This is a genomic window from Lachnoclostridium phytofermentans, from assembly GCF_000733755.1.
Taxonomy (GTDB): domain Bacteria; phylum Bacillota; class Clostridia; order Lachnospirales; family Lachnospiraceae; genus Lachnoclostridium; species Lachnoclostridium phytofermentans_A.
In genome coordinates this window covers 163,331-186,390 of sequence record NZ_JPOF01000001.1, presented here as the reverse complement: position 1 = coordinate 186,390, position 23,060 = coordinate 163,331, and the positions used below count along the sequence as shown (strand labels likewise).

The window sequence follows — 23,060 nt, the reverse complement described above, 5'->3', positions numbered from 1 at the left end:
TTATAAGAAAACTATATTACTTCGATGAACTTCTCCAAATATTCTTTTAAATCATAATTACATACATATAAGTATGTACCTTTTATTCCGCGGGTCATCAAAACATAATAAATATCCTTTATGTACCTTAATAAATCATCATAAGAAGCGGTATGCTTTCCATTTTTGTCAAAGTAATGTTTAGAATTAATCGCAACTTGTTCAGTACTTTTATCATAATAAATATCATTTCCTAAAATCACAAACGCATAATTCAAGTCATATCCTTGGATAGAATGAATACAGCCAACTTCATCAATCGCGGTGTCACAGTGTACCCAACCCTCTGTGCGGTTGTTCCACATTTTTTGCATTCCCTCTATCTCTATATCCTTCTTTGATTTATCCTCTTTACTAATCCATTCCCATGCATACCCTGCAAGCATACGAGATAACCCTTCTTCTGCATCCTTTTGCCTCATTAATTTTTCAAAATCAGAAAAATTAGTTATCATCTTAAATTCATAGTTGTCGAATAGTTTCTTTACGGATACAGTATTATAAAGAATAGATCTAATATACCCAATATAATCATTTCCACCTTTAACACGCATCTGCGTTAATAATCTAAAATATTCCGTTATCCTATTTCGTCGATCTTTCAGCATCTTATCATTAAATCGAACTTCATCAATACCAGAAGGTCCAACCACCTGCATCTTATCATAAAAAATGATTGGACACTCACATTGCGCCAAAATCCAATCTAACTCGTCGCATTCTGTTGTCATTCCAAGTCGTTCACAACTCTTTTTAAATGAGCCCCGATACGAAATATTCTTATATTGGTGTAAACGATGAGCCTCGTCTACCAATAATATATCATATCTAGACTTTGTGACATCAGATGGTGACAAAACATCCGATGCTTTTAAACCATATATACTTCGAAAAAGTTTTTTAATTGTCAGTCGTAATGATGTCTGAGGAATAACAATTCCAATCTTTTTATTGCAGAACTCTTCACTGTCCTTTAAATACTTCATAAGATAAATTGCCACAATAGTTTTACCACTACCAGGCATCCCATTAATAACAATCGATTGATTAAGGTTTTTCTTAAGACGCCCAAGTATGCTTTCAACAGCTTCTCGCTGATCGTCGTTTAATTCCTTAAATGGTGAATATTTGAACAAGTCTGAATTCTCAATTTCTTCTAAGGAGCGTCGCACCAATTTTTCTTTTTGCAACCGCCTCCATAACATTCTGAACTTCTCGTCATATGTTTTCTTTTCATAATACTCTTTATCTGCTAATCCAGCATTTTTATTTGTTATTTCATACATCTCATCAGCTGCAATATATTGAATTAGCTTTGATTCATAGTCAAATGTAACTGATTGATTAAAAAAATTGGCGTATATAAAATGAACTTTATTAAATATCATTTTCTCTTCTATACTTTTGTGCTGAGACATTCGCGTTAAAACATGATTCGACTCACCGATATACGCCTGCTTTCCATTTTCCAAAATATAAAGCATTGGCCAGTTTCTTAAATAGTCTTCTTGTCCAAAGTTCTGATTCTTAAAATCACCTTCTGTAATTTTATACACTCTATCTCCTCCGGTAACTTAATTTGCTTAGCTAATGTAATTATAAACAAAATTATACAATTAAAGCTTCTGTTTTACAACAGGGAGCTAACTGAGTTCCTTATATGTAATAGATAATATTAGTTATAACTTAAAAGTACCTCTTCAATAAAAATTTGAAGAGGTACCATTATTTATAATGTGATCAATATTTACTCGTAACTACTGCTTGTTCGTCATACATGTACTTTGGCTATTCAAACTCAATCGTTGCCGGTGGTTTCCCCGTACAATCATAAAGTACTCTATTAATACCCTTAACTTCATTCACAATACGACTTGAAACCTTACCTAGTAACTCCCAAGGAAGTTCAGCAAACTCCGCTGTCATGAAGTCGGTGGTTGTAACTGCACGAAGTGCAATTGCGTAATCGTAAGTTCTCTCATCACCCATACATCCAACAGACTGCATGTTTGTTAATGCCGCGAAGTACTGGCCGATGCTGCGGTCAAGACCTGCGTTTGCGATCTCCTCACGGTAGATAGCGTCTGCTTCCTGTACTAGCTTAACTCTCTCAGGTGTAACTTCACCGATAATACGGATGCCAAGTCCTGGTCCTGGGAATGGTTGACGGAATACTAATTTTTCAGGAATTCCAAGTTCTAAACCAGCCTTACGAACCTCATCTTTAAAGAGAAGGCGTAGTGGTTCTACGATTTCCTTGAAATCAACATGCTCTGGAAGACCACCTACGTTATGATGAGACTTAATCACAGCAGATTTACCAAGACCGGATTCAATAACGTCTGGGTAGATAGTTCCCTGTGCTAAGAAATCAACGGTTCCGATCTTCTTTGCTTCTTCTTCGAATACACGGATGAATTCCTCACCAATAATCTTACGTTTCGTTTCTGGATCTGATACTCCAGCTAATCTATCATAGAATCTTTGTTGTGCATTAACACGTACAAAATTTACATCAAACTGAGTAGTAAAGATCTGCTCAACTTCGTCACCCTCGTTCTTACGAAGTAAGCCATGGTCTACGAAGATACAAGTTAACTGCTTACCAACAGCCTTAGAGATCATAACTGCAGCTACGGAGGAGTCTACACCACCAGATAATGCACAAAGCACTTTCTTATCACCGATCTTCTCACGTAATGCCTTGATGGATTCCTCGGTAAAGGATGCCATCTTCCAGTCACCACTACATTCACATACTTCATATAAGAAGTTACGAAGCATCTTAGTACCTTCTTTGGTATGAACTACTTCTGGGTGGAACTGTACTGCATAAAGTTTCTTCTCTACCATCTCAACTGCTGCTACTGGACAAGATTCGGAACTTGAAGTAATTACAAATCCTTCCGCAGGAGTCTTAATATGGTCAGTATGGCTCATCCAGCAGATTGTATTTTCTGCAACGTCTTTGAATAATTTTGAAGTGGTATTCACCTTAATCTCTGTTTTACCATATTCTCTTACCTCAGCACTCGTTACAGTACCTCCAAGAAGTTGAGTCATCAGCTGGGCACCGTAGCAGATACCAAGTACCGGAATTCCTAACTCAAAGATACCCTTATCACAGTGTGGAGCATCTTCTGCATATACGCTTGCTGGTCCGCCGGTAAAAATAATACCCTTTGGATTTAATTCTTTTATCTTTTCCAAACTGGTGTTATAAGGCATAACTTCACAGTAAACATTACATTCTCTGACACGTCTTGCAATCAGCTGATTGTACTGTCCACCAAAATCAAGTACAACTACCATTTCCTTATTCACAATTGCTTCCTCCTAATATGCTTTCTCTATCAAATTTAACTTCTATTATAGAAACACTCGAATATACACCTGCTTAGTCAGCTAGATATTTGTTCCAAGAATGACGCGGGAAGAAATATCCAGGTAAAGGAAAATTTATTCCTCTCACACACACAAGCAACACAAACAATGCATAAAAATCGGACGAAGAAAACGAATTTCAATGGATTTCATCTTCATTCTACTAATATGAAGTTTATATTTTCTTAGGCGGCGTCTTCTGACACCTTAGAAATGCTCTTCACACTTATTTCCCAATCTCAAACCATTATTTGTTACCTTCTTATGTTTCCATAAACCTTCAAAATCTATGTCACTCATTTTACAACATTTTTTGCAAATGTTCTAGTATAAAAATATTTTTCCACAGAATCAATAATTTTCATACCAAAAGCACACAGCACTTCGACATAATTTTGGTGATATATAGTCGGTGATTAATTTCTAACATTCTTTTTTCGCTCACAACCCGCTTTTGCTCCTCGCAAAAACGGTTCACTCGAAACAATGTTGAAATTTTTAATCACCGACTATATAGCAGCATTTTTATAAGTGTTAGGAAGACTAATCCGCCTTTGAATAGATTTCGTTTGCTGTCTTTACCAGCTGATAAAACTCTGCGCGATATTCATCTTGTTTATAATCAGTGCTTTCTAATCTAGATAGAACCTTTGCAAATGCCGCATCTCCCTTATACTCGCTATCTTTTAATAACAAGCCAAATTCTGCTACTGCGGAAGCAAATGCCAAGTTATTGGTCAGAGTGTCCGCTAATCCTTCTTCTCCTACCGGTTCTGATATAAGAATTGATTTTTGCTCCCCAGGTTTTTTATATCGAATATTAACAGTTAATAATTCATCCACCAGATTCGTCTGTTCTGTTGTCTGATATTTTAACTCTGTCTCTGGAATCTCCATCTTGGAATCCGTCAACACAAGTTCATATAGCACGGTTACCGAATGTCCCGCTCCTACTTCACCAGCGTCTTTGGCATCATCGTTGAAATCCTCAGTAGCAAGTCTTCGATTATCATATCCTACCAGACGATACCCTTTTACCTTTGCAGGGTTAAATTCAACCTGAAATTTTACATCTGAAGCAACTGTAAGTAAGGTGGCACCCATTTCCTCCACTAATACCTTTCTTGCTTCCATTAAGGAATCAATATAAGCATAATTTCCATTTCCATGGTCAGCAAGAGCTTCCATCTTGTTGTCTTTGATATTTCCAGTTCCAAAACCAAGTACGGAAAGTGCAACACCGCTCTTTCTCTTCTCCTCAATTAAATTAGTCAGCTCGCTCTCACTAGTGATACCAACATTTAAGTCGCCATCCGTTGCTAAAATCACACGGTTATTCCCACCCTCGATATAATTCTCCATTGCGATCTGATAAGCTGTTTCAATTCCTTTGCTTCCATAAGTCCCACCACTTGCTTCTAACTCGGTGATCGCTGTCTGGATTTTTTCCTTTTGGTCACCTTTCGCTCCGCTTAGCACAACCATATCACTTCCAGCATACGTAACAATAGAGATACTGTCTTTTTCAGTGAGATTTTCTGTTAATATTAAAAATGCTCTCTGAACTAATGGTAATTTATTCTCGTCCATCATCGACCCTGACACATCGATTAAAAATACTAGATTCGCAGGTGCGCTCTTTGAAAAATCTACCTTTTCTGTCTGGATTCCAACTAAAAATAATTTGGTATCCGGGTTCCAAGGGCAGTCAGAAAGCTCCGTCGTCACACCAAATGGTGATTCTCCGTCTGGTTGCTTGTAATCATAATTAAAATAATTAAGCATCTCCTCGATTCTTACCGCACCAGTATCCACCATTCTGCCTTCTTTTAACATACGGCGAATGTTACTATAAGAGGCCGTATCCACATCTGCGGAAAAAGTGGAGAGTGGCTGATTTTTCGTCGATTGATACCTCTGTTCTTCCACTTTATTGTATTCTTCAGTTGTAAAGTCCAAATTAACACTGCTATCCATATCTGCTTTACCAGAATCATAAGCTTTTGCTTCCGATTCCGAAAAGGTGTAATTTTTACTAGTCGAAGTATCAAATAGAATATCGGAAGCCATGTTATTCGACTCCTGCCCAGTAGACTTATCCATTTTACTAGCACATGCCATGATATTTGGCAATATTAACACGGTACACAGTATAAGTGCCATTCTTTTTAAAACCCTATTCCTTTTTTTCATAATTCCCGCTCCTCTCCAAACTAAGAAATCATTCTTACACCACCAATCCAAGCACATCCCTATATGGAACAAATGATTACTCTTTATAAAACACTTTAGAAAGCCCTCCTCTAGCTATAAAATGCTAGATTGTTATGAATTAATAGCGCCAGTCATATTAAGTTAATTTTTTATCCTTAGTACCATCGCGATTACTTATTAGACGATGACTATTTACATTTTGTTCCATAGACACCTGCCCTTCATAAACATAAATAAGCCCTTTCATAAACATAAATAAGCCCTTTCATAAACACTGAATTTCATATTCATTTCCCCAGCAAAGAGCAGCAGGTTTTTCCTTCCAATACGCATTTCTAACTTAAAAATAGAAAAATTCTATTCTTACGTTGTAGACCTACTTCATAGTTTAATATTCATTAAGTATTTCTATTTTATTATATAGAACTAAATACACAAAAATTTACGATACATATTCCGTATTTTTTGGTAAAAATAACACATTCATTGAAAGAAACCATAGTATTTTGCTATGTTTGACTATTTACTTTTAAGTTAGATATGATACAATTTAATTAGACTATAAGGTATTGCGCTGTTTTTGAAATACATATTGTCAGCGCTTTCATTACCCTTTGTAATTAGATGTAATGTCATTATATATTTTGTTAGGAGGCTACTTATGAACAAAGTTGAATTGAAACCAGGGATCTACGATGTCGGAGCAATTGATTGGAACGTTCGTTCCTTCCATGGCTATACCACAAATCGTGGAGCAACCTATAATGCATATTTAATTATTGACGAGAAGATTGCTTTAATTGATGCAGTTAAGGTGGGCTTCACAGAAGAATTATTAAATCGTATCCGCGAAATCATAGATCCAGCCAAGATTGACTATGTTGTTTCTAATCACGTGGAGATGGACCACTCTGGTGCTCTTCCTGGTGTTATGGAAATAGCAAAAAATGCGACCCTCGTTACCTCATCCCCAAATGGCTTAAAAGGCTTAATGGCTCATTATGGTAAGGATTATAACTATCTACCTGTGAAAAGTGGTGATACTCTTTCTCTTGGTAAACGTACGTTATCCTTCCTTGGAACTCCAATGCTTCACTGGCCAGATAATATGGTAACTTATTGTCCAGAAGAGAAGATTTTATTCTCCAACGATTGCTTTGGACAACACTATGCTACAAATAAACGCTTTGATGATGAAGTGGATTATGATAAAGCAATGCAGGAAGCATTGAAATACTATGCTAATATTCTTCAACCATTCCAACTTCCAATGAAGAAAACTCTACCTTTAATTGAAGGTTTGGAGTTAGATATGATTGCACCAAGCCATGGTATTATCTGGAGAAGCCATGTTAAGGATATTATTAATAAGTATCATGTATGGTCAAGCGATGAAAATGAGAAAAAAGCTTTGGTTATATACGATTCCATGTGGCATTCCACTGAAAAGATGGCTTTATCCGTGGTGGAAGGATTTTCACGTAAAGGGCTTACTACGATGCTTTATGACTTAAAGGAAATTCATATCTCCGATATTATGTCCGAAGTATTAAAAGCAGATTACATTGCAGTTGGTTCTCCAACCCTTAACCACTGTATGCTTCCAACGGTTGCTTCCTTCCTTTGCTACTTAGAAGGTTTAACATTAAAGAATAAGAAGGCCTTCGCATTCGGTTCTTATGGTTGGGGCGGACAAAGCGTACCAGCAGTTCATGATAAGTTGGCATCTTTTGGTTATGAGATGGTATTAGATCCAATTAAGATTAGTTATATCCCAACCCCAGAACAGTTACGTGAGATTGAGGATAAAGTTGCTGCATTATAATCATTCGAACATGTAAATAATGTGATATCTATCAACATAAAGTTAAAGGACAATGTCAGATACTCTGCTGTTACGCAAGAATATCTGACATTGTCCTTTTCTTTCATTCGATTTTCTTTTACTTGATTTTCTTTTACTTAATTTTCTTTTACTTGATTTTCTTCTACTCGATTTTATTCACCGATTTTATTTCACCGATTTTTTCGCTCGTTTTACCTTAACTCATCCAAACTCTTTTCATAAGAAGGCAGATATTCGGTCATAAAAACTTCTACCTCCGGTAACTCCATTCTCTTTAATGCCTCTTCAATACTAGTTTTTGCTTTTAAAAATTCTGTATTACCAGTCTTTTCTTCCTCCATGCACTTAATGAGGGCGGATAATTTATCTGCTCCTTTTACGAGCTTCCACAGATAACTTTCTTCCTCTGCGGCAAAGAATATGCTTTGATATTCTTCTCTGATATCTTCTGGCAACATGCCAAGGAGCTGGTTTGCTGCATTTTCTTCAATTTTCTGAAATGCTCCTAAGATATCTCGATTATAATACTTGATAGGAGTTGGCATATCTCCTGTAATTATCTCGGTAGCATCATGATATAAACCTATCAATGCCGCTTTTTCTGCATTTAAGTCTTTCTGAAACCTCTTCCTTCCAATCACAGCAAGTGCATGAGACAGCATACTAACCTCAAGAGAGTGTTCACTAATATTTTCAGAAATTGCATTTCTCATCAATGCCCACCGTTCAATATACTTCATTCTTGACATCATCGCATAAAAATGATACTCCATATCTATTCCCCGTTCTTCCCCTTCTACTAACCTACCCTCTAACCTCTTCGAGATATCTCTTTATATAATAACCCGTATATGACTCTTTCACCTTAGCAACCTCTTCCGGGGTTCCCTTAGCAATCACCGTACCGCCTTTATCTCCACCTTCTGGTCCGATATCGATAATATAGTCCGCAGTCTTAATTACATCGAGGTTATGCTCTATCACTACAACCGTATTACCACCTTCGGATAGTCGTTGTAAGATGTCCACTAACTTATGAACATCTGCGAAGTGAAGACCCGTGGTTGGCTCATCTAAGATATAGATTGTCTTTCCGGTACTACGTTTGCTTAGTTCTGTTGCTAACTTAATACGCTGTGCCTCACCACCAGAAAGAGAAGTGGAAGGATGGCCAAGCTTTAAGTAAGAGAGTCCAACATCATTCAGGGTTTCTATCTTTCTCTTGATCGATGGCACATTCTCAAAGAATTTCACCGCTTCTTCTACTGTCATATCAAGAACATCATAGATATTCTTTCCTTTATACCGAACATCTAAGGTCTCACGATTATAGCGTTTACCTCCACAGACCTCACACGGAACATAGATATCCGGTAAGAAGTTCATCTCAATCTTAATGATACCATCACCGCTACAAGCTTCACAACGTCCGCCCTTTACATTAAAACTAAAGCGACCCTTACTGTATCCCTTCATCTTTGCATCTTGTGTCGCTGCAAATAAATCACGGATTTGATCAAATACACCAGTATAAGTAGCAGGATTTGATCTAGGAGTACGTCCGATTGGTGACTGGTCAATGTTAATAACCTTATCAAGCTTATCTATTCCTATCATATCGTCGTGTTTCCCCGGAATACAACGAGCCCTGTTTAAATCTCTTGCCAAACGTTTATATAAAATCTGTGTCACTAAGGAACTCTTACCAGAACCAGATACCCCTGTAACACAGGTCATGACTCCAAGAGGAATATCCACATTGATATTACGAAGATTATTCTCTTTTGCACCCTTAATCGTTAAGTAACCAGTTGGTTCTTTTCTCACCTTTGGTACCGGAATCTTAATTCTTCCGCTTAAGTAAGCACCAGTAATCGAGTTTGGATTGTCCATGATTTCCTGTGCAGTACCTACCGCTACTACCTCACCACCATGCTCTCCTGCGCCAGGGCCGATATCTACAATACAATCTGCTGCAAACATCGTGTCTTCATCATGCTCAACTACAATCAGCGTATTTCCAAGGTCTTTCAGATGCTTTAAGGTCTTTAAAAGTTTATCATTATCTCTTTGATGCAAACCGATACTTGGCTCGTCCAAGATATAAGCAACACCTACTAAGCCTGAGCCAATCTGAGTAGCCAGACGAATTCTCTGTGCCTCTCCGCCGGATAATGTTCCTGTTGCTCTGGCAAGGGTTAGATAATCAAGACCTACATCCATTAAGAATCCGATTCTGGCACGAATTTCTTTTAATACCAGCTCACCAATCTTTAACTGCATTGGTGTTAAACTAAGGTTGTTCATGAATTCGTAAAGTTCTCGAATGGATAAACCCGTAACATCTGCAATATTCATATCACCTACGGTAACAGCAAGTGCCTCTCGCTTCAGTCTCTTTCCCTTACAAGCCTTACATGGAGTGGTATTCATAAATGTCTCGTATTCTGCACGTTGTGTCTCTGAACCAGTTTCACGATATCTACGTTCCATATTTCGAATTAATCCTTCGAATGCCACATCGTAAACACCTACACCACGCTGTCCTTGATAGTGAACCTTTACAGTCTTACCATCCGTACCATGCATAATAATATATTTTATCTTATCAGGATAGTCACGATATGGTGTACTTAATTTAAAATCATACTCTTTTGCGAGTGCTTCCATCGTAGCCCTTGTATAACTTCCTTTATCAGTTACGGATGCCCAGCCCATTGCAGCAATCGCGCCATCATCGATACTTAGTGAAGTATCTGGAATTAATAATTCTTCTGAAAATTCCATCTTAATACCAATACCATGACACTCTGGACACGCTCCGAACGGATTATTAAAGGAGAAAGTTCTTGGTTCCATCTCTTCCATACTGATTCCACAATCCGGACAGGAAAAACTTTGAGAGAATGTTAACTGCTCCCCTCCGATAACATCAACGATAAGAAGACCATCACTTAATTTTAGAACACTTTCCACAGAATCCGTAAGTCTCTTTTCGATTCCAGACTTTACAACGATACGGTCTACCATTATCTCGATATTATGTTTTTTATTCTTTTCCAGTTTAATCTCTTCGGTCAGCTCATATAGATTTCCATCTACCATTACACGAACATAACCGCTTTTTTTAGCCTGCTCAAATATTTTAACGTGCTCACCTTTTCTACCACGTACTACAGGGGAAAGAAGTTGTAATTTCGTACCTTCTGGTAATCTCATAATCTCATCTACCATCTGGTCAACGGTCTGTTTCTTAATTTCCTTCCCGCAGACAGGACAATGTGGAATACCGATTCTTGCATAGAGCAAACGGAAATAATCATAAATTTCTGTCACTGTTCCAACCGTAGATCTTGGATTACGGTTTGTTGATTTTTGGTCTATGGATATCGCAGGAGATAATCCTTCAATACTTTCCACATTCGGTTTCTCCATCTGACCAAGGAACTGTCTTGCATAAGACGATAACGATTCCATATATCGTCTCTGCCCCTCTGCATAGATTGTATCAAATGCAAGAGAGGATTTACCGGAACCGCTAAGCCCCGTAAGAACAACAAATTCATCTCTTGGTATATCAACACTAATTCCCTTAAGATTATGTTCTTTGGCACCGCGGATTTTGATAAAGTGTTTATTATCAGCCATCGTGTTAACCTCTATTCTAATTTCTATTAGTCTAACTCATTAATTTGCTTCTTTAATTCTAACAATTTATCACGAAGCTCTGCTGCAAGCTCGAAATTCAATTCAGCTGCTGCCGTATGCATCTCTTTTGTTAATTTCTTCGCTACCGCTTCTAATTCCTTGCGGCTCATAGATTCGTAGTCCTTCACATTCATATCATACATTTCTTTGCTTACTTTCTTAGAAATGCTGATTAGTTCACGTACTTTTTTCTTTATTGTCTGAGGTGTAATGTCATGTTTTTCATTGTATTCATCCTGAATCTTACGACGACGCTCGGTCTCTCTAAGTGCCTTATCCATCGAATCAGTAATTCTGTCGGCATACATAATAACGCGACCTTCTGCATTACGGGCAGCACGTCCAATTGTCTGAATCAATGATGTTTCGGAACGTAAGAATCCTTCTTTATCCGCATCAAGAATCGCAACTAAGCTAATCTCAGGGATATCAAGACCCTCACGTAATAAGTTAATACCAACTAATACATCAAACACATCCATACGCATGTCACGGATAATTTCTGAGCGTTCTAGTGTATCAATATCCGAATGTAGATATTTTATGCGGATTCCTAACTCTCTCATATAATCCGTTAAATCTTCTGCCATTCTCTTGGTTAATGTCGTGATCATAACCTTATTTTTCTTCGCTGTTTCCTTATTTACTTCAGAAACCAAATCATCAATCTGCCCATGTACTGGTCTAACTTCAACAATCGGATCAAGCAGACCTGTTGGTCGAATAATCTGCTCTGCACGTAGTAACTCATGATCTTTTTCATATACATTTGGTGTAGCAGAAACAAAAAGCATCTGATTAATTTTACTCTCAAATTCCGTAAAGTTTAAAGGTCGGTTAGCCTTCGCAGACGGTAGGCGGAATCCATAATCCACCAAGGTACTCTTTCTTGACTGGTCACCTGCATACATTCCTCGTACCTGCGGGATGGTAATATGCGATTCATCCACAATGATTAAGAAATCATCTGGGAAATAATCAATCAAGGTATGAGGTGTACTCTCTGGCGTCAAACCTGCAAGGTGCATGGAGTAGTTTTCAACTCCTGAGCAAAAACCAGTTTCTCGTAGCATCTCAATATCAAAATGAGTACGCTCCGAGATTCTCTGCGCTTCTAAAAGCTTGTCCTCACTCTTAAAATACCGGATCCGCTCCTCTAACTCTGCCTCTATATTAACAATAGCCTTCTCAAGATTCTCCTTGGATACAACATAATGAGATGCAGGGAAGATAACCATATGCTCTAACGTACACTTAATCTCACCAGTTAAAACATCTATCTCCGTAATACGCTCCACCTCATCACCAAAGAATTCAACTCTGTATGCCAGATCTGATCCAGTAATCGGGAATATTTCAACAACATCGCCACGAACACGAAACGTACCTCGCTTAAAATCCATATCATTTCTTGTATACTGAATCTCAACAAGACGACGAAGCACATCATCACGATCTTTTATCATTCCCGGACGTAGGGAAAGTGTCATGTTTTGATAATCTACCGGGCTACCTAGTCCATAAATACAAGATACCGATGCAACAATAATTACATCACGTCGTTCCGTTAATGCTGCCGTCGCCGAATGACGCAGCTTATCAATTTCATCATTGATGGCAGAGTCTTTCTCTATATAAGTATCAGTTGATGGCACATAAGCTTCTGGCTGATAATAGTCATAGTAGGAAACAAAGTATTCCACTGCATTCTCTGGAAAGAATTCTTTAAACTCACCATACAGCTGTGCTGCTAACGTCTTATTATGTGCGATGATTAACGTAGGACGATTCAACCTTTGAATGACATTCGCCATTGTAAAGGTCTTACCAGAACCGGTAACGCCTAGTAAGGTTTCAAACTGATTTCCTTCTTCAAACCCCTTAACCAAAGCTTCTACCGCCTCAGGCTGATCTCCAGTCGGTGCAAATTCCGACACTAATTTAAAATGATCCATGTTTGCCTCTCCTGTCTTCTCTCAGTCCATACTAATTCTTAGTCATTATATCATAACCATATTTTAGATGCAATATTTTTCGAATGTCTGTTCGAATCTTTCCATCCTAAATTTCTAACAAGAAATCGATGTTTGTTCTCAATATTTTCACCTGAAATATACAAAGAATGTAAAATAAATTATAAATTGTAAAAAATATCTTTACTTTTGAATTAATATTTATTTAATTTGAGTATTGTTCCTATTTGCATTTTATGCTATATTTCAATCGTAATTTTGGTTGTTTTGTTTCATTTTGATTTTCTATTAAGAAACAAACCGAATTAGGGCTTTTATTCTAAGGTATAAATTTCATTCTACCATTTCTATTGATTAGTTTGTTAAAACTTTCATTCGCTATTTACTAACTTAATAACGACTTTTCCGTGAAACGTGAATACATAATTTACCCCCAAAAAACTCTATTCGCTTTGTCCCGCTACATGTCTCATAGTATGCTAGTTCTCAGTGACCACATCAAACGCAACCAAAAATTTCTTTTAATAATTCCTCAAAAACCTGAATTTCAACAAAAGAAAAGGAGAACAAATGTTTCAATCAATTCGTGTCAAACTTATTACAATTATAGCCTTATTATCAATCTTAGCGCTTAGTGTCTCTGCTACCAGTGCTAGGTCGGCAAAGGATGTTTATGAAGACGGTAAAGAAATTAGCCAACATTATCTCATTAACATCATGTGTATTGACCAATTGCAAAAGGACATCCAAACACTTCAAAAAATCTTATATCTCCATTGTATTACTACTGACAATGACAAACTGATAGAGTTAGAAGGCCAAGTAAGCTCTGTCTATGAAACTATTACAAAAACTCATACTGATTTTAGTGCGCTTCTAAAAGACGAAGAAACGAGGCAATCATTCAATGAGTATCTATCCGTCTATAAAGTAGCTGCTGCAACGTTTAAAACAGCCTTTGAAACTAGCCATGAAGGTGATAAAACCAAGGCTCTAGAGATAGCGAACAAAGAACTCATTACCTTGGCCACTCAGATGGAAAATATCCTGGCAGAAATGCTATCCAAAAATATCGTTGGCGTAAATGAAGCCACAAAAGACCTAAAATTAAGCTACCAGCGTTCTATCAATACCACAGTGATAACGGTAGCAATCGTAGCTGTTTTAGTTCTTGCTTCCATCACTGTTATTGCGCGCTATATCCTTCATCCATTAAAGAAAACAACTACCCAACTAAATCATATCATGAAAACAATTCAAGAGGATAAGGGTGACCTGACTCTACGTGTTGATTGTAAAAGCAAGGATGAGTTCGGCGTATTAGTAACTGGAATTAACACGTTCCTTGATACTCTCCAAGCAACCATTAAAAATATTGTATCTACAACGAACCAACTTAATTCTAGTATTCAAACTGTTGTGTCCAGCCTCGGTACTGCAAATGATGCCTCCTGTGATATTTCCTCCACCATGCAAGAATTAGCCGCAAGTACCGAGGAAATTGCAGCTACCGTAGTAAATGTGACGGAAAATGCTAACAATACCGATTCTATGGTTGATACCATGTCAACACGTACTACTAATTTACTTTCTTATACAGATGAAATGCAAACGAAAGCCAACGAAATTAAGGAAAAGGGCTTTGAAAATAAGAATAGAACTATTGATATTATTAACCATATTAATAGCGCTCTCACAAAAGCAATCGAAGACAGCAAACAAGTACAAAGCATCAATGATTTGACCGGAGAAATTCTAAGTATTTCAAGTCAAACTAATCTACTTGCCCTAAATGCCTCTATCGAAGCAGCTCGTGCCGGGGAAGCCGGTAAGGGATTTGCAGTTGTCGCAGAGGAAATCCGACAATTAGCTGATAGCAGCCGTACCACTGCAAATAGCATACAAACCATTAGTAACACGGTGTTAACTGCTGTCGAAAATCTTGCAAATAGTTCAGAACAGATCCTCCAGTTTATGAATACCACCGTTGTGAACGACTATGATTCCTTCGTAAAGGCAGGCATCCAATATCATGACGATGCTACCAGCATAAAAACTACCATGGATGAATTCGAATCCCTCACCACACAGATTAAGGGCATGATGGCTGATATGGTCGTAGCCTTTGATGGTATTAATCGCTCTATTGATGAAAGTGCAATCGGTGTCACCAATGTTGCCAATAACACAACCAGCCTCGTTAGCAACATGGACGTTATTCAACAAGACATGTATCAGAATGAGCAGATCTTAGCTCACTTAAAGGAAGAAGCGGATAGATTTACAAATATTTAATCATACTATGTAGTAAACAGCGTTCTGTCTTAAATCCTGAAGATCATGAATCAATTCTTGTTAACTTGCAAACAAGAAAATCAAGCTTCGTAAACGTTTCCTTGTCATGAATATAAAAATCGATTTCTATAGCGTATATCCACTATCAGAAATCGATTTTTTATTACTATATTTTTTTAATAACACGGATTATCCTATTGTTCCTCCATAAGACGCACAATAGACTCTTGCTCTTTATCGTCAAGTATCCCATCGTGATCTAGAAGAACAATCATCTTCCCATTTCTGTTCGCTACTAACTTCGCATACTTCGTTTTCTTACTTTTAATAATAACAGGAACTTCATTCAGATCTTTTGAGCTAAATTCGACAATACCATCCACGGCATCTACCTTGAACCCAACTGTCATACCATTGGTTTTGGTAACAACCAATTGAGAGGTTGTAGACTCCACTTCAGGCAATCCGAATTTCACACGGAGGCTGTATACTGGGATAACTTCTCCTCTCAGATTCAAAATGCCGAGAATATAGTCTGGAGCATTAGGAACTGGAACGACTCCATGATAAGTTTCAATTGCATTCACAATCAAGATATCAAATCCGTACTCTTCCCCTCCTAGTTTAAATACTACCTGTTTTGTTGCCTCCATACTAACCCTCCATTCCTGCGCATGTGCGCAATAAAATTATCGTATGTTTTGTACTGCATTTACATATTACTAAGCTTCCTCATCGCTGGAAGTATGAATCCACTTAAGATAAGCATTAATAAACGGATCTATATTACCGTCCAGAACGCCAAGTGCATTAGAAACTTCTGTATTGGTTCTATGATCTTTCACCATAGTATAGGGCTGAAGAACATAGGATCTTATTTGATTTCCAAAATTAATGTCTCTTATCTCGCCACGAATACCGGATTCTTTTGCTTGATTTTCTTCTTGTTTCTTTAAATAAAGCTTTGCCTTTAACATCTGCATCGCCTTATCCTTGTTTTGAAACTGAGAACGTTCATTTTGACATTGTACTACAATACCAGTTGGAAGGTGGGTAATACGTATAGCAGAAGATGTCTTATTCACATGCTGTCCACCTGCACCAGAAGAACGGTACGTATCAATACGCAAATCTTCTTCATTAATCTCAATATCGATATCCTCTTCAATATCAGGCATAACATCACAGGAAACAAAAGAAGTTTGTCTCTTCCCAGCAGCATTAAACGGTGAGATACGAACCAGACGATGAACCCCTCGCTCTGACTTTAGATGACCGTATGCATTAATACCATTTATCTGAAGAGTAACAGACTTATAGCCGGCTTCTTCACCGTCTAAAAAATCTAAAAGCTCTGTGGTATATCCTTTTTTGTCTGCCCAGCGTTGGTACATACGATATAACATACTTGCCCAGTCACAGCTTTCCGTTCCGCCCGCACCTGCATGTAGGGTAAGTATCGCATTATCCTTGTCATACTCATCGGATAATAATGTACTTAATCTAAGCTCCTCAAGTGAATCAATAAACTGCTCTAACTCTTGTTCAATCTCAGGAATTAACTCTGGATCCTCTTCTTCATATCCCATCTCAAGCAGAGTTAAAATGTCATCATACTGCCCCTTTAAACCATTGTATTCCGAAACGATATCTTTCAGATTCTTTAGTTCTTTCATGTAGGCTTGTGACTTTTCTGTGGAATCCCAAAAATTTGGTTCTTCCATAATTCCTTCAATTTCTTCAATCCTCAGCTTCTTATTAGTGAGGTCAAAGTGAATCCCCCACTTCGATTAGCGGCTTTTCATATTGACTCAGTGTGTACTTAAACTGATCCAATTCAACCATCTAACCACCTCATTTCTTTTCATATTCTTATTACTATATTTTTATCATGGTTGTTGCTGTATTGCAGCATCTTGGTTTCTATTTAGAAAGTAAAAATGGAATTCCTTTGAGCTTCAATCTCAATTAATACTGTTAACTTTCATTATTACTTTATTCTATAGATTTTCAACTTCACTTTATTCTATTAACTTTCAACTTCACTTTATTCTATTAACTTTCAACTTCACTTTATTCTATTAACTTTCAACTTCACTTTATTCTACAGGAAAGCGGACATTACATCCGCTTTCTATTTCATAACAAGGAAAAGTTCGCCAGGCGTGCTTTTCCTTGTTTCTCTATCATAAACCTTACCCTTGGTGTAAATTAGATTCTTCCAACTCCACCACAGCAATGCTTATATTTCTTTCCACTTCCACATGGGCATGGATCATTTGGCTGAACTTTCTTGGTTGCTCTCTTTACAGGAGCTTTCGCTACAGATTCATCACGGTTTGTACCGGTAACCTTAGCCACCTCTTCACGTTCTACCTTCTGCTCGATACGAACATGCATTAATGCCTTTACGGTATCTTCTGTAATAGCATTAATCATCGTGTCAAACATTTCAAAACCGCTAAACTTATATTCTGTTTTAGGATCTCTCTGACCATATGCTTGTAAACCGATACCTTGACGTAATTGATCCATATCATCAATATGATCCATCCACTTACGGTCAATTACTCGAAGAAGTACGACACGCTCCACCTCTCTTAAATGCTCTTTCTCTGGGAACTCTGCTTCCTTCTCTTCGTATAGCTTCACTGCCTTTTCTTTTAACATATGAATTAATTCATTTTTCTTCATATGTCTGATTTGATCATCCGTTAACTCCACTGGTTCCATTGGAATAATTGGAAGTAACATCTGATTTAACTCTGCTAAATCCCATTCTTCTGGAAGTTGGTCGTCGCTAATACAAGCATTTACACAAGATTCAACATTATCTGTAATCATCTTAAAGATAACATCTCTCATGCTTTCGCCATTTAATACTTTACGTCTCTCCGCATAGATAATCTCACGCTGCTCGTTATTTACCTTATCGTACTCAAGAAGATTCTTACGAATACCAAAGTTATTATCCTCGATTTTCTTTTGTGCCTTCTCGATAGCACCACTTAACATCTTATGCTCAATCTGCTCACCTTCTGGTAAACCAAGGGACTTAAAGATTGTATTTAAACGTTCCGAACCAAACAAACGCATCAAATCGTCTTCCAATGAGATATAGAAACAGGATTCACCTGGATCACCCTGACGACCCGAACGACCACGTAACTGGTTATCAATACGTCTGGATTCATGACGCTCTGTACCGATGATCTTAAGACCACCAAGTTCTTTTACACCTTCTCCAAGCTTAATATCCGTACCACGACCAGCCATGTTAGTAGCAATTGTTACAGCACCCTTTTGGCCAGCATCTGCAATAATTTCCGCCTCTAGTTCATGGAACTTCGCATTTAATACCTTGTGAGGAATGTTCTTTTTCTTTAATAACTCACTGATTTCTTCGGATGCTTCGATTGTAATTGTACCAACAAGCACCGGCTGTCCTGCCTTATGAGCTTCCACAATTGCATTTACAACCGCATTTAATTTTTCTCTCTTGGTACGATATACGGCATCATCTTTATCAACACGTGCAACTGGGCGATTGGTTGGTACTTCTACAACGTCCATTCCGTAGATTTCACGAAATTCGTTTTCTTCAGTTAATGCAGTACCAGTCATACCACATTTCTTAGCGTATTTATTAAAGAAGTTCTGGAAGGTAATGGTTGCAAGTGTCTTACTCTCTCTCTTAACCTTTACATGTTCCTTTGCTTCTATTGCCTGATGTAAACCGTCAGAATATCTTCTACCTGGCATAATACGTCCGGTAAAGTCATCTACGATTAATACCTCGTCATCCTTCACAACATAATCCTTATCCTTAGCCATTAAGTAATGAGCTCTTAATGCTAAGATAATGTTATGCTGAATTTCAAGATTCTCAGGATCTGCAAGATTTTCTATCTTAAAGAAACGCTCTACCTTTTCCACACCCTCTGCAGTAAGGTTTACGTTCTTTTCCTTCTCATTGACAACAAAATCGCCAGTTTCTTGATCATCTTCTTTCATGATGATATCCATCTTAGTAAGCTCTTTCGCTGTACCTTTGGTTAACTGACGAGCTAAGATGTCACATGCTTCATACAGTCTTGTTGACTTACCACTTTGACCAGAAATAATAAGAGGAGTTCTAGCCTCATCAATTAATACAGAGTCAACCTCATCGATGATAGCAAAGTGTAAATCTCTCATAACAAGCTGCTCTTTATAAATAACCATGTTATCTCTTAAGTAATCAAAACCTAATTCGTTATTCGTAGCATAAGTAATATCACAATTATATGCTTTTCTTCTTTCGTCATTATCCATGTCGTTTAAGATGCATCCAACACTTAAACCAAGAAAACGATGAACTTCACCCATCCACTCAGCGTCACGCTTTGCAAGATAGTCATTTACGGTTACGATGTGTACGCCTTCTCCTTCGAGTGCGTTAAGGTATGCTGGAAATGTAGACGTAAGTGTCTTACCTTCACCAGTTCTCATCTCAGAGATTCTTCCCTGATGAAGAATGATACCACCAAGTAGCTGAACATAATAAGCTCTATTACCAAGGGTTCTCTTCCCAGCTTCTCGAACTACTGCATAAGCTTCTACTAAGATATCGTCTAATGTTTCACCATTTTTCAAACGATTCTTAAACTCTATTGTCTTGCCTCTTAGTTCATCATCCGAAAGTTTTATCATCTCCGGCTCTAATGCTTCTATCTTATCTGCTATTGGTCGGATAAGTTTTATCTCTCGTTCGCTGTGTGTTCCAAACAGTTTCTTTATTAATCCCATTTACGTTTTCACTCCTAACATTTCATTGTAAAGCCCCATGCGTTCTCCCAATCAAGGTTAGAACGAATAAAGCAGGTAAGCATGCGGACTCTACAACTTGATGTGTATCTTATTTCGCGCCTACCATCGCTTTTAAACCCTATAGATTCTATTGTATCATTTACACCTCTACTATTCAACAATAAATTACTTGGTCTGTGTGCATTGTTCTTCCAATATAACAAGGCTGTTACTAAGCGTTCCAAAGGTCTTTCCCTTTGTCTTACTTAACAACAGCCTTATCTATATGCATGTTAGCACTCTAAATTCATTTGTATGATTTCATTTAAGCTCTTAACTACCGATACGTTCTTTCAGTTAAATTTTAAGGAACTACCCCTTCGCCTCCTAGAATTCAGGCTCAATTAAACCGTAAGAATTACCCTTTCTCTTATAAACTACATTTACTTCATCGGTTTCTGCATTGCGGAAAACGTAGAAGCTATGTCCAAGAAGCTCCATCTGTACACAAGCTTCTTCTGCATCCATTGGCTTCATAGCGAATCTCTTTACACGAGTAATGTTAATTTCCTCTTCATCGCTTACGTCGCTTTCGTCCTCTTCAAAAAAGGATGGATTAAAGTTTGCTGAAGACTGTTTCATGTCTATCAGTTTATTTTTATACTTTTTAAGTTGTCTCTCAATTACTTCTTCAACAAGATCTATGGAAGCATACATATCACTGCTTACTTGTTCTGCTCTAACGATATTACCTTTCATAGGAATAGTAACTTCAATTTTCTGACGATCTCTTTCAACACTCAATGTAACATGAATCTCTGTCTCTGGATTAAAATATTTTTCCAACTTTCCGATCTTCTCATAGATTGCACTCTTAAGTCCCTCTGTTACATCAATATTCTTACCGCTGATTATATAACGCATACTGACCAACTCCTTATCGTCTGATATTCCAACATAAGCTAGACAGTGAATTATGATCCTTTATGTCTTTCTTTATGTTACTGTTATTATACCACTATTTAAAATCTTAGACAAGCCCTTCTGTCCAAAAATTATCATATTTTCATCAAATTGTCCCACTCATTTTATAATTGGTCGAATTTTGTTTCAACTTTACTCTCAATATCTCCTTTAATATTCTATATAAAGCACTTATTCTAAATTATTCGACAATATTCCGAGCAAATGAAGCTTTAAAATCTCATTTTTCCGACAATATTATTGTCAAGTGCGTCTTTTGAAAATAATAGTCATATTGTACAATTTTACAGATATGACAAAACACATATTCGAGCTTGACACGATTTTTTTATACGACAAATGTGGTTATTCACTGTGGATAATGTGGATAACTCCGTGCATAACTTTTAAAGTACGTCATTTTCTATGTTTTTTTTGTGGATAACTTTTGGAATAATTTTTTCTTACCTTTATATATTTGTTGTTTATTCCCAAATATGTAAATTGGTTTGTGCACTTTGTATAACCTCTTTCTTGTCAATAGCATTTTTGAAGATTATTTTATTTCTATATTTTCTTTGTATTCTGACAATTATCAGAATTTTTCTGTACTCTCTTGTCAAACTATTCCGCTTTCTATTGTCTAAATAGCGCCATCACCACCAACAATTTCTTATAAAACAAAGAGCATCCTACCTTTATACGAAATGCAAACTACCCAACGAGGGCTTTCTGTTGTATCAACAAGAAAAAGCACGCTTTGCGAACTTTTCCTTGTCATGAATAAAAATTGGAGAATAACATAGGCAATGGTATGCCCTACATCATTCTCCAATCATAACGTTTGATTTCTATATTACTATTTTTATATATTATTCAAATAGCGCTCTACACCGGTTACCGCAACCGCTCCATCAGATGCTGCTGTAATAACCTGTCTAAGTTCCTTCGTACGGATATCCCCTGCTGCGAATACACCAGGAACATTCGTTTCACAACTTTCATCTGCGACAATATAGCCGCCTCTGTCAACTTCTACAGTAGGTGTATAGACTAATGAATTCGGTACATTACCTACTGCTATAAATATACCCTCCAAATTAAGTTCCGATTCTTCTTTCGTAACAACATTTCGTACCTTTACTCCGTTAACAGCGTCAGTACCAGTAATTTCATCCACCACACTATTCCAATGAACGGTTACATTCTCAAAAGATAATAGCTTTGTAATTAAAGTTTTAGCAGCTCGGAATTCCTCTCTACGATGAATTACATGTACTTCTTTACAAATTCTTGCAAGGAAGATGGCATCCTCTACCGCTACATCTCCACCACCAACGACTGCTACCGTCTTACCACGGAAGAAAGCGCCATCACAGGTTGCACAGTAAGACACTCCCATTCCTTGAAATTCTGCTTCACCACTCACATTTAATTTTCGAGGAGCAGCTCCAGTTGCAATAATAAGTGATTTTGAGTAATACTCTTCCCCATTGTCCAGAACGATTTTTTTAATACCATCCTCTACTTCAAATGCTGTCACTTCACCGTAAACATGAGTAGCACCAAGTTTATCGCTATGCTCTCTAAATTTAACAGCCAAATCAAATCCACCGATTCCTGGAATTCCAGGATAGTTATCCACTTCATACGTATTAATGATTTGACCGCCACTCATTGGTTCCTTTTCAATCACTATGGTACTTAACTCTGCTCTTGATGCATAAATACTTGCAGTTAATCCTGCTGGTCCTGAACCTATAATGGCCAGGTCATGAATTGTTTTATTCATACTCAACACTCCTTTACAATACTATAATAAGCAATTTTTCGCTAAAGTTTCCTATCTA

At 37.4% G+C, this 23,060-nt stretch carries 13 protein-coding genes; 2 read left to right on the top strand and 11 right to left on the bottom strand.

Annotated features, from left to right (window positions below):
- Positions 1-11 precede the first annotated feature (11 nt).
- The 3 genes from CC92_RS0100870 to CC92_RS0100860 form a co-directional block, all read right to left on the bottom strand.
- Positions 12-1,595 carry a DNA/RNA helicase domain-containing protein gene (locus CC92_RS0100870; protein ID WP_029502280.1) on the bottom strand — a complete coding sequence of 528 codons (1,584 nt, stop codon included), beginning with the start codon at positions 1,593-1,595 and terminating at the stop codon, positions 12-14.
- Positions 1,596-1,827: 232 nt separating this feature from the next.
- Positions 1,828-3,363: a glutamine-hydrolyzing GMP synthase gene (gene guaA, locus CC92_RS0100865; protein WP_029502281.1), complete on the bottom strand. Its 1,536-nt coding sequence runs from the start codon at positions 3,361-3,363 to the stop codon at positions 1,828-1,830.
- A gap of 603 nt (positions 3,364-3,966) precedes the next feature.
- A complete protein-coding gene (locus CC92_RS0100860) occupies positions 3,967-5,616 on the bottom strand; it encodes a vWA domain-containing protein (protein WP_031420074.1) in 1,650 nt (549 codons plus the stop codon).
- A 682-nt stretch (positions 5,617-6,298) separates the two neighbouring features.
- On the opposite strand from CC92_RS0100860, the gene CC92_RS0100855 reads away from it, so the two are divergent.
- Entirely contained in the window at positions 6,299-7,462 is a 1,164-nt protein-coding gene (locus tag CC92_RS0100855; protein ID WP_029502283.1) for an FprA family A-type flavoprotein, read from the top strand.
- A 212-nt stretch (positions 7,463-7,674) separates the two neighbouring features.
- Here CC92_RS0100855 and yfbR read toward each other — a convergent pair whose 3' ends face one another.
- The 3 genes from yfbR to uvrB are packed head-to-tail and all read right to left on the bottom strand — an operon-like array spanning position 7,675 to position 13,146.
- Entirely contained in the window at positions 7,675-8,256 is a 582-nt protein-coding gene (yfbR, locus tag CC92_RS0100850; RefSeq protein WP_029502284.1) for a 5'-deoxynucleotidase, read from the bottom strand.
- A gap of 31 nt (positions 8,257-8,287) precedes the next feature.
- Positions 8,288-11,131 carry an excinuclease ABC subunit UvrA gene (uvrA, locus tag CC92_RS0100845; RefSeq protein ID WP_029502285.1) on the bottom strand — a complete coding sequence of 948 codons (2,844 nt, stop codon included), beginning with the start codon at positions 11,129-11,131 and terminating at the stop codon, positions 8,288-8,290.
- Between the two features lie 26 nt (positions 11,132-11,157).
- Positions 11,158-13,146 (bottom strand): excinuclease ABC subunit UvrB, encoded by a 1,989-nt coding sequence (gene uvrB / locus CC92_RS0100840; RefSeq protein ID WP_029502286.1) that lies wholly within the window; start codon positions 13,144-13,146, stop codon positions 11,158-11,160.
- Positions 13,147-13,734: 588 nt separating this feature from the next.
- Between uvrB and CC92_RS0100835 the strand changes: the two genes are divergently transcribed.
- A complete protein-coding gene (locus tag CC92_RS0100835) occupies positions 13,735-15,459 on the top strand; it encodes a methyl-accepting chemotaxis protein (RefSeq protein ID WP_029502287.1) in 1,725 nt (574 codons plus the stop codon).
- Between the two features lie 194 nt (positions 15,460-15,653).
- Here the strand turns inward: CC92_RS0100835 and CC92_RS0100830 are convergent, their stop codons facing one another.
- The 5 genes from CC92_RS0100830 to trxB all read right to left on the bottom strand — a co-directional run bounded on the left by CC92_RS0100830 (position 15,654) and on the right by trxB (position 23,002).
- Positions 15,654-16,112 (bottom strand): chemotaxis protein CheW, encoded by a 459-nt coding sequence (locus CC92_RS0100830; RefSeq protein WP_029502288.1) that lies wholly within the window; start codon positions 16,110-16,112, stop codon positions 15,654-15,656.
- A 69-nt stretch (positions 16,113-16,181) separates the two neighbouring features.
- Positions 16,182-17,304, bottom strand: a protein-coding gene (gene prfB / locus CC92_RS0100825) for a peptide chain release factor 2 (RefSeq protein ID WP_420323174.1) whose coding sequence is annotated in 2 segments (ribosomal slippage) — positions 16,182-17,240 and positions 17,242-17,304 — 1,122 coding nt in all. Because the reading frame shifts where the segments join, the coding sequence is not laid out codon by codon here.
- 366 nt (positions 17,305-17,670) lie between these two features.
- On the bottom strand, positions 17,671-20,247 hold the full coding sequence (secA, locus tag CC92_RS0100820; protein WP_029502290.1) for a preprotein translocase subunit SecA: 2,577 nt from the start codon (positions 20,245-20,247) through the stop codon (positions 17,671-17,673).
- Positions 20,248-20,634: 387 nt separating this feature from the next.
- Complete coding sequence (gene hpf, locus CC92_RS0100815) at positions 20,635-21,171, bottom strand: ribosome hibernation-promoting factor, HPF/YfiA family (protein WP_029502291.1); 537 nt, start codon at positions 21,169-21,171, stop codon at positions 20,635-20,637.
- Between the two features lie 904 nt (positions 21,172-22,075).
- Complete coding sequence (gene trxB / locus CC92_RS0100810) at positions 22,076-23,002, bottom strand: thioredoxin-disulfide reductase (protein ID WP_029502292.1); 927 nt, start codon at positions 23,000-23,002, stop codon at positions 22,076-22,078.
- Between the last annotated feature and the right edge of the window lie 58 nt (positions 23,003-23,060).

Coding starts and splice junctions, on each gene's coding strand:
- CC92_RS0100860 (WP_031420074.1), bottom strand. CDS start 5,616: ATGAAAAAAAGGAATAGGGTTTTAAAAAGAATGGCACTTATACTGTGT.
- CC92_RS0100855 (WP_029502283.1), top strand. CDS start 6,299: ATGAACAAAGTTGAATTGAAACCAGGGATCTACGATGTCGGAGCAATT.
- yfbR (WP_029502284.1), bottom strand. CDS start 8,256: ATGGAGTATCATTTTTATGCGATGATGTCAAGAATGAAGTATATTGAA.
- uvrA (WP_029502285.1), bottom strand. CDS start 11,131: ATGGCTGATAATAAACACTTTATCAAAATCCGCGGTGCCAAAGAACAT.
- uvrB (WP_029502286.1), bottom strand. CDS start 13,146: ATGGATCATTTTAAATTAGTGTCGGAATTTGCACCGACTGGAGATCAG.
- CC92_RS0100835 (WP_029502287.1), top strand. CDS start 13,735: ATGTTTCAATCAATTCGTGTCAAACTTATTACAATTATAGCCTTATTA.
- CC92_RS0100830 (WP_029502288.1), bottom strand. CDS start 16,112: ATGGAGGCAACAAAACAGGTAGTATTTAAACTAGGAGGGGAAGAGTAC.
- secA (WP_029502290.1), bottom strand. CDS start 20,247: ATGGGATTAATAAAGAAACTGTTTGGAACACACAGCGAACGAGAGATA.
- hpf (WP_029502291.1), bottom strand. CDS start 21,171: ATGCGTTATATAATCAGCGGTAAGAATATTGATGTAACAGAGGGACTT.
- trxB (WP_029502292.1), bottom strand. CDS start 23,002: ATGAATAAAACAATTCATGACCTGGCCATTATAGGTTCAGGACCAGCA.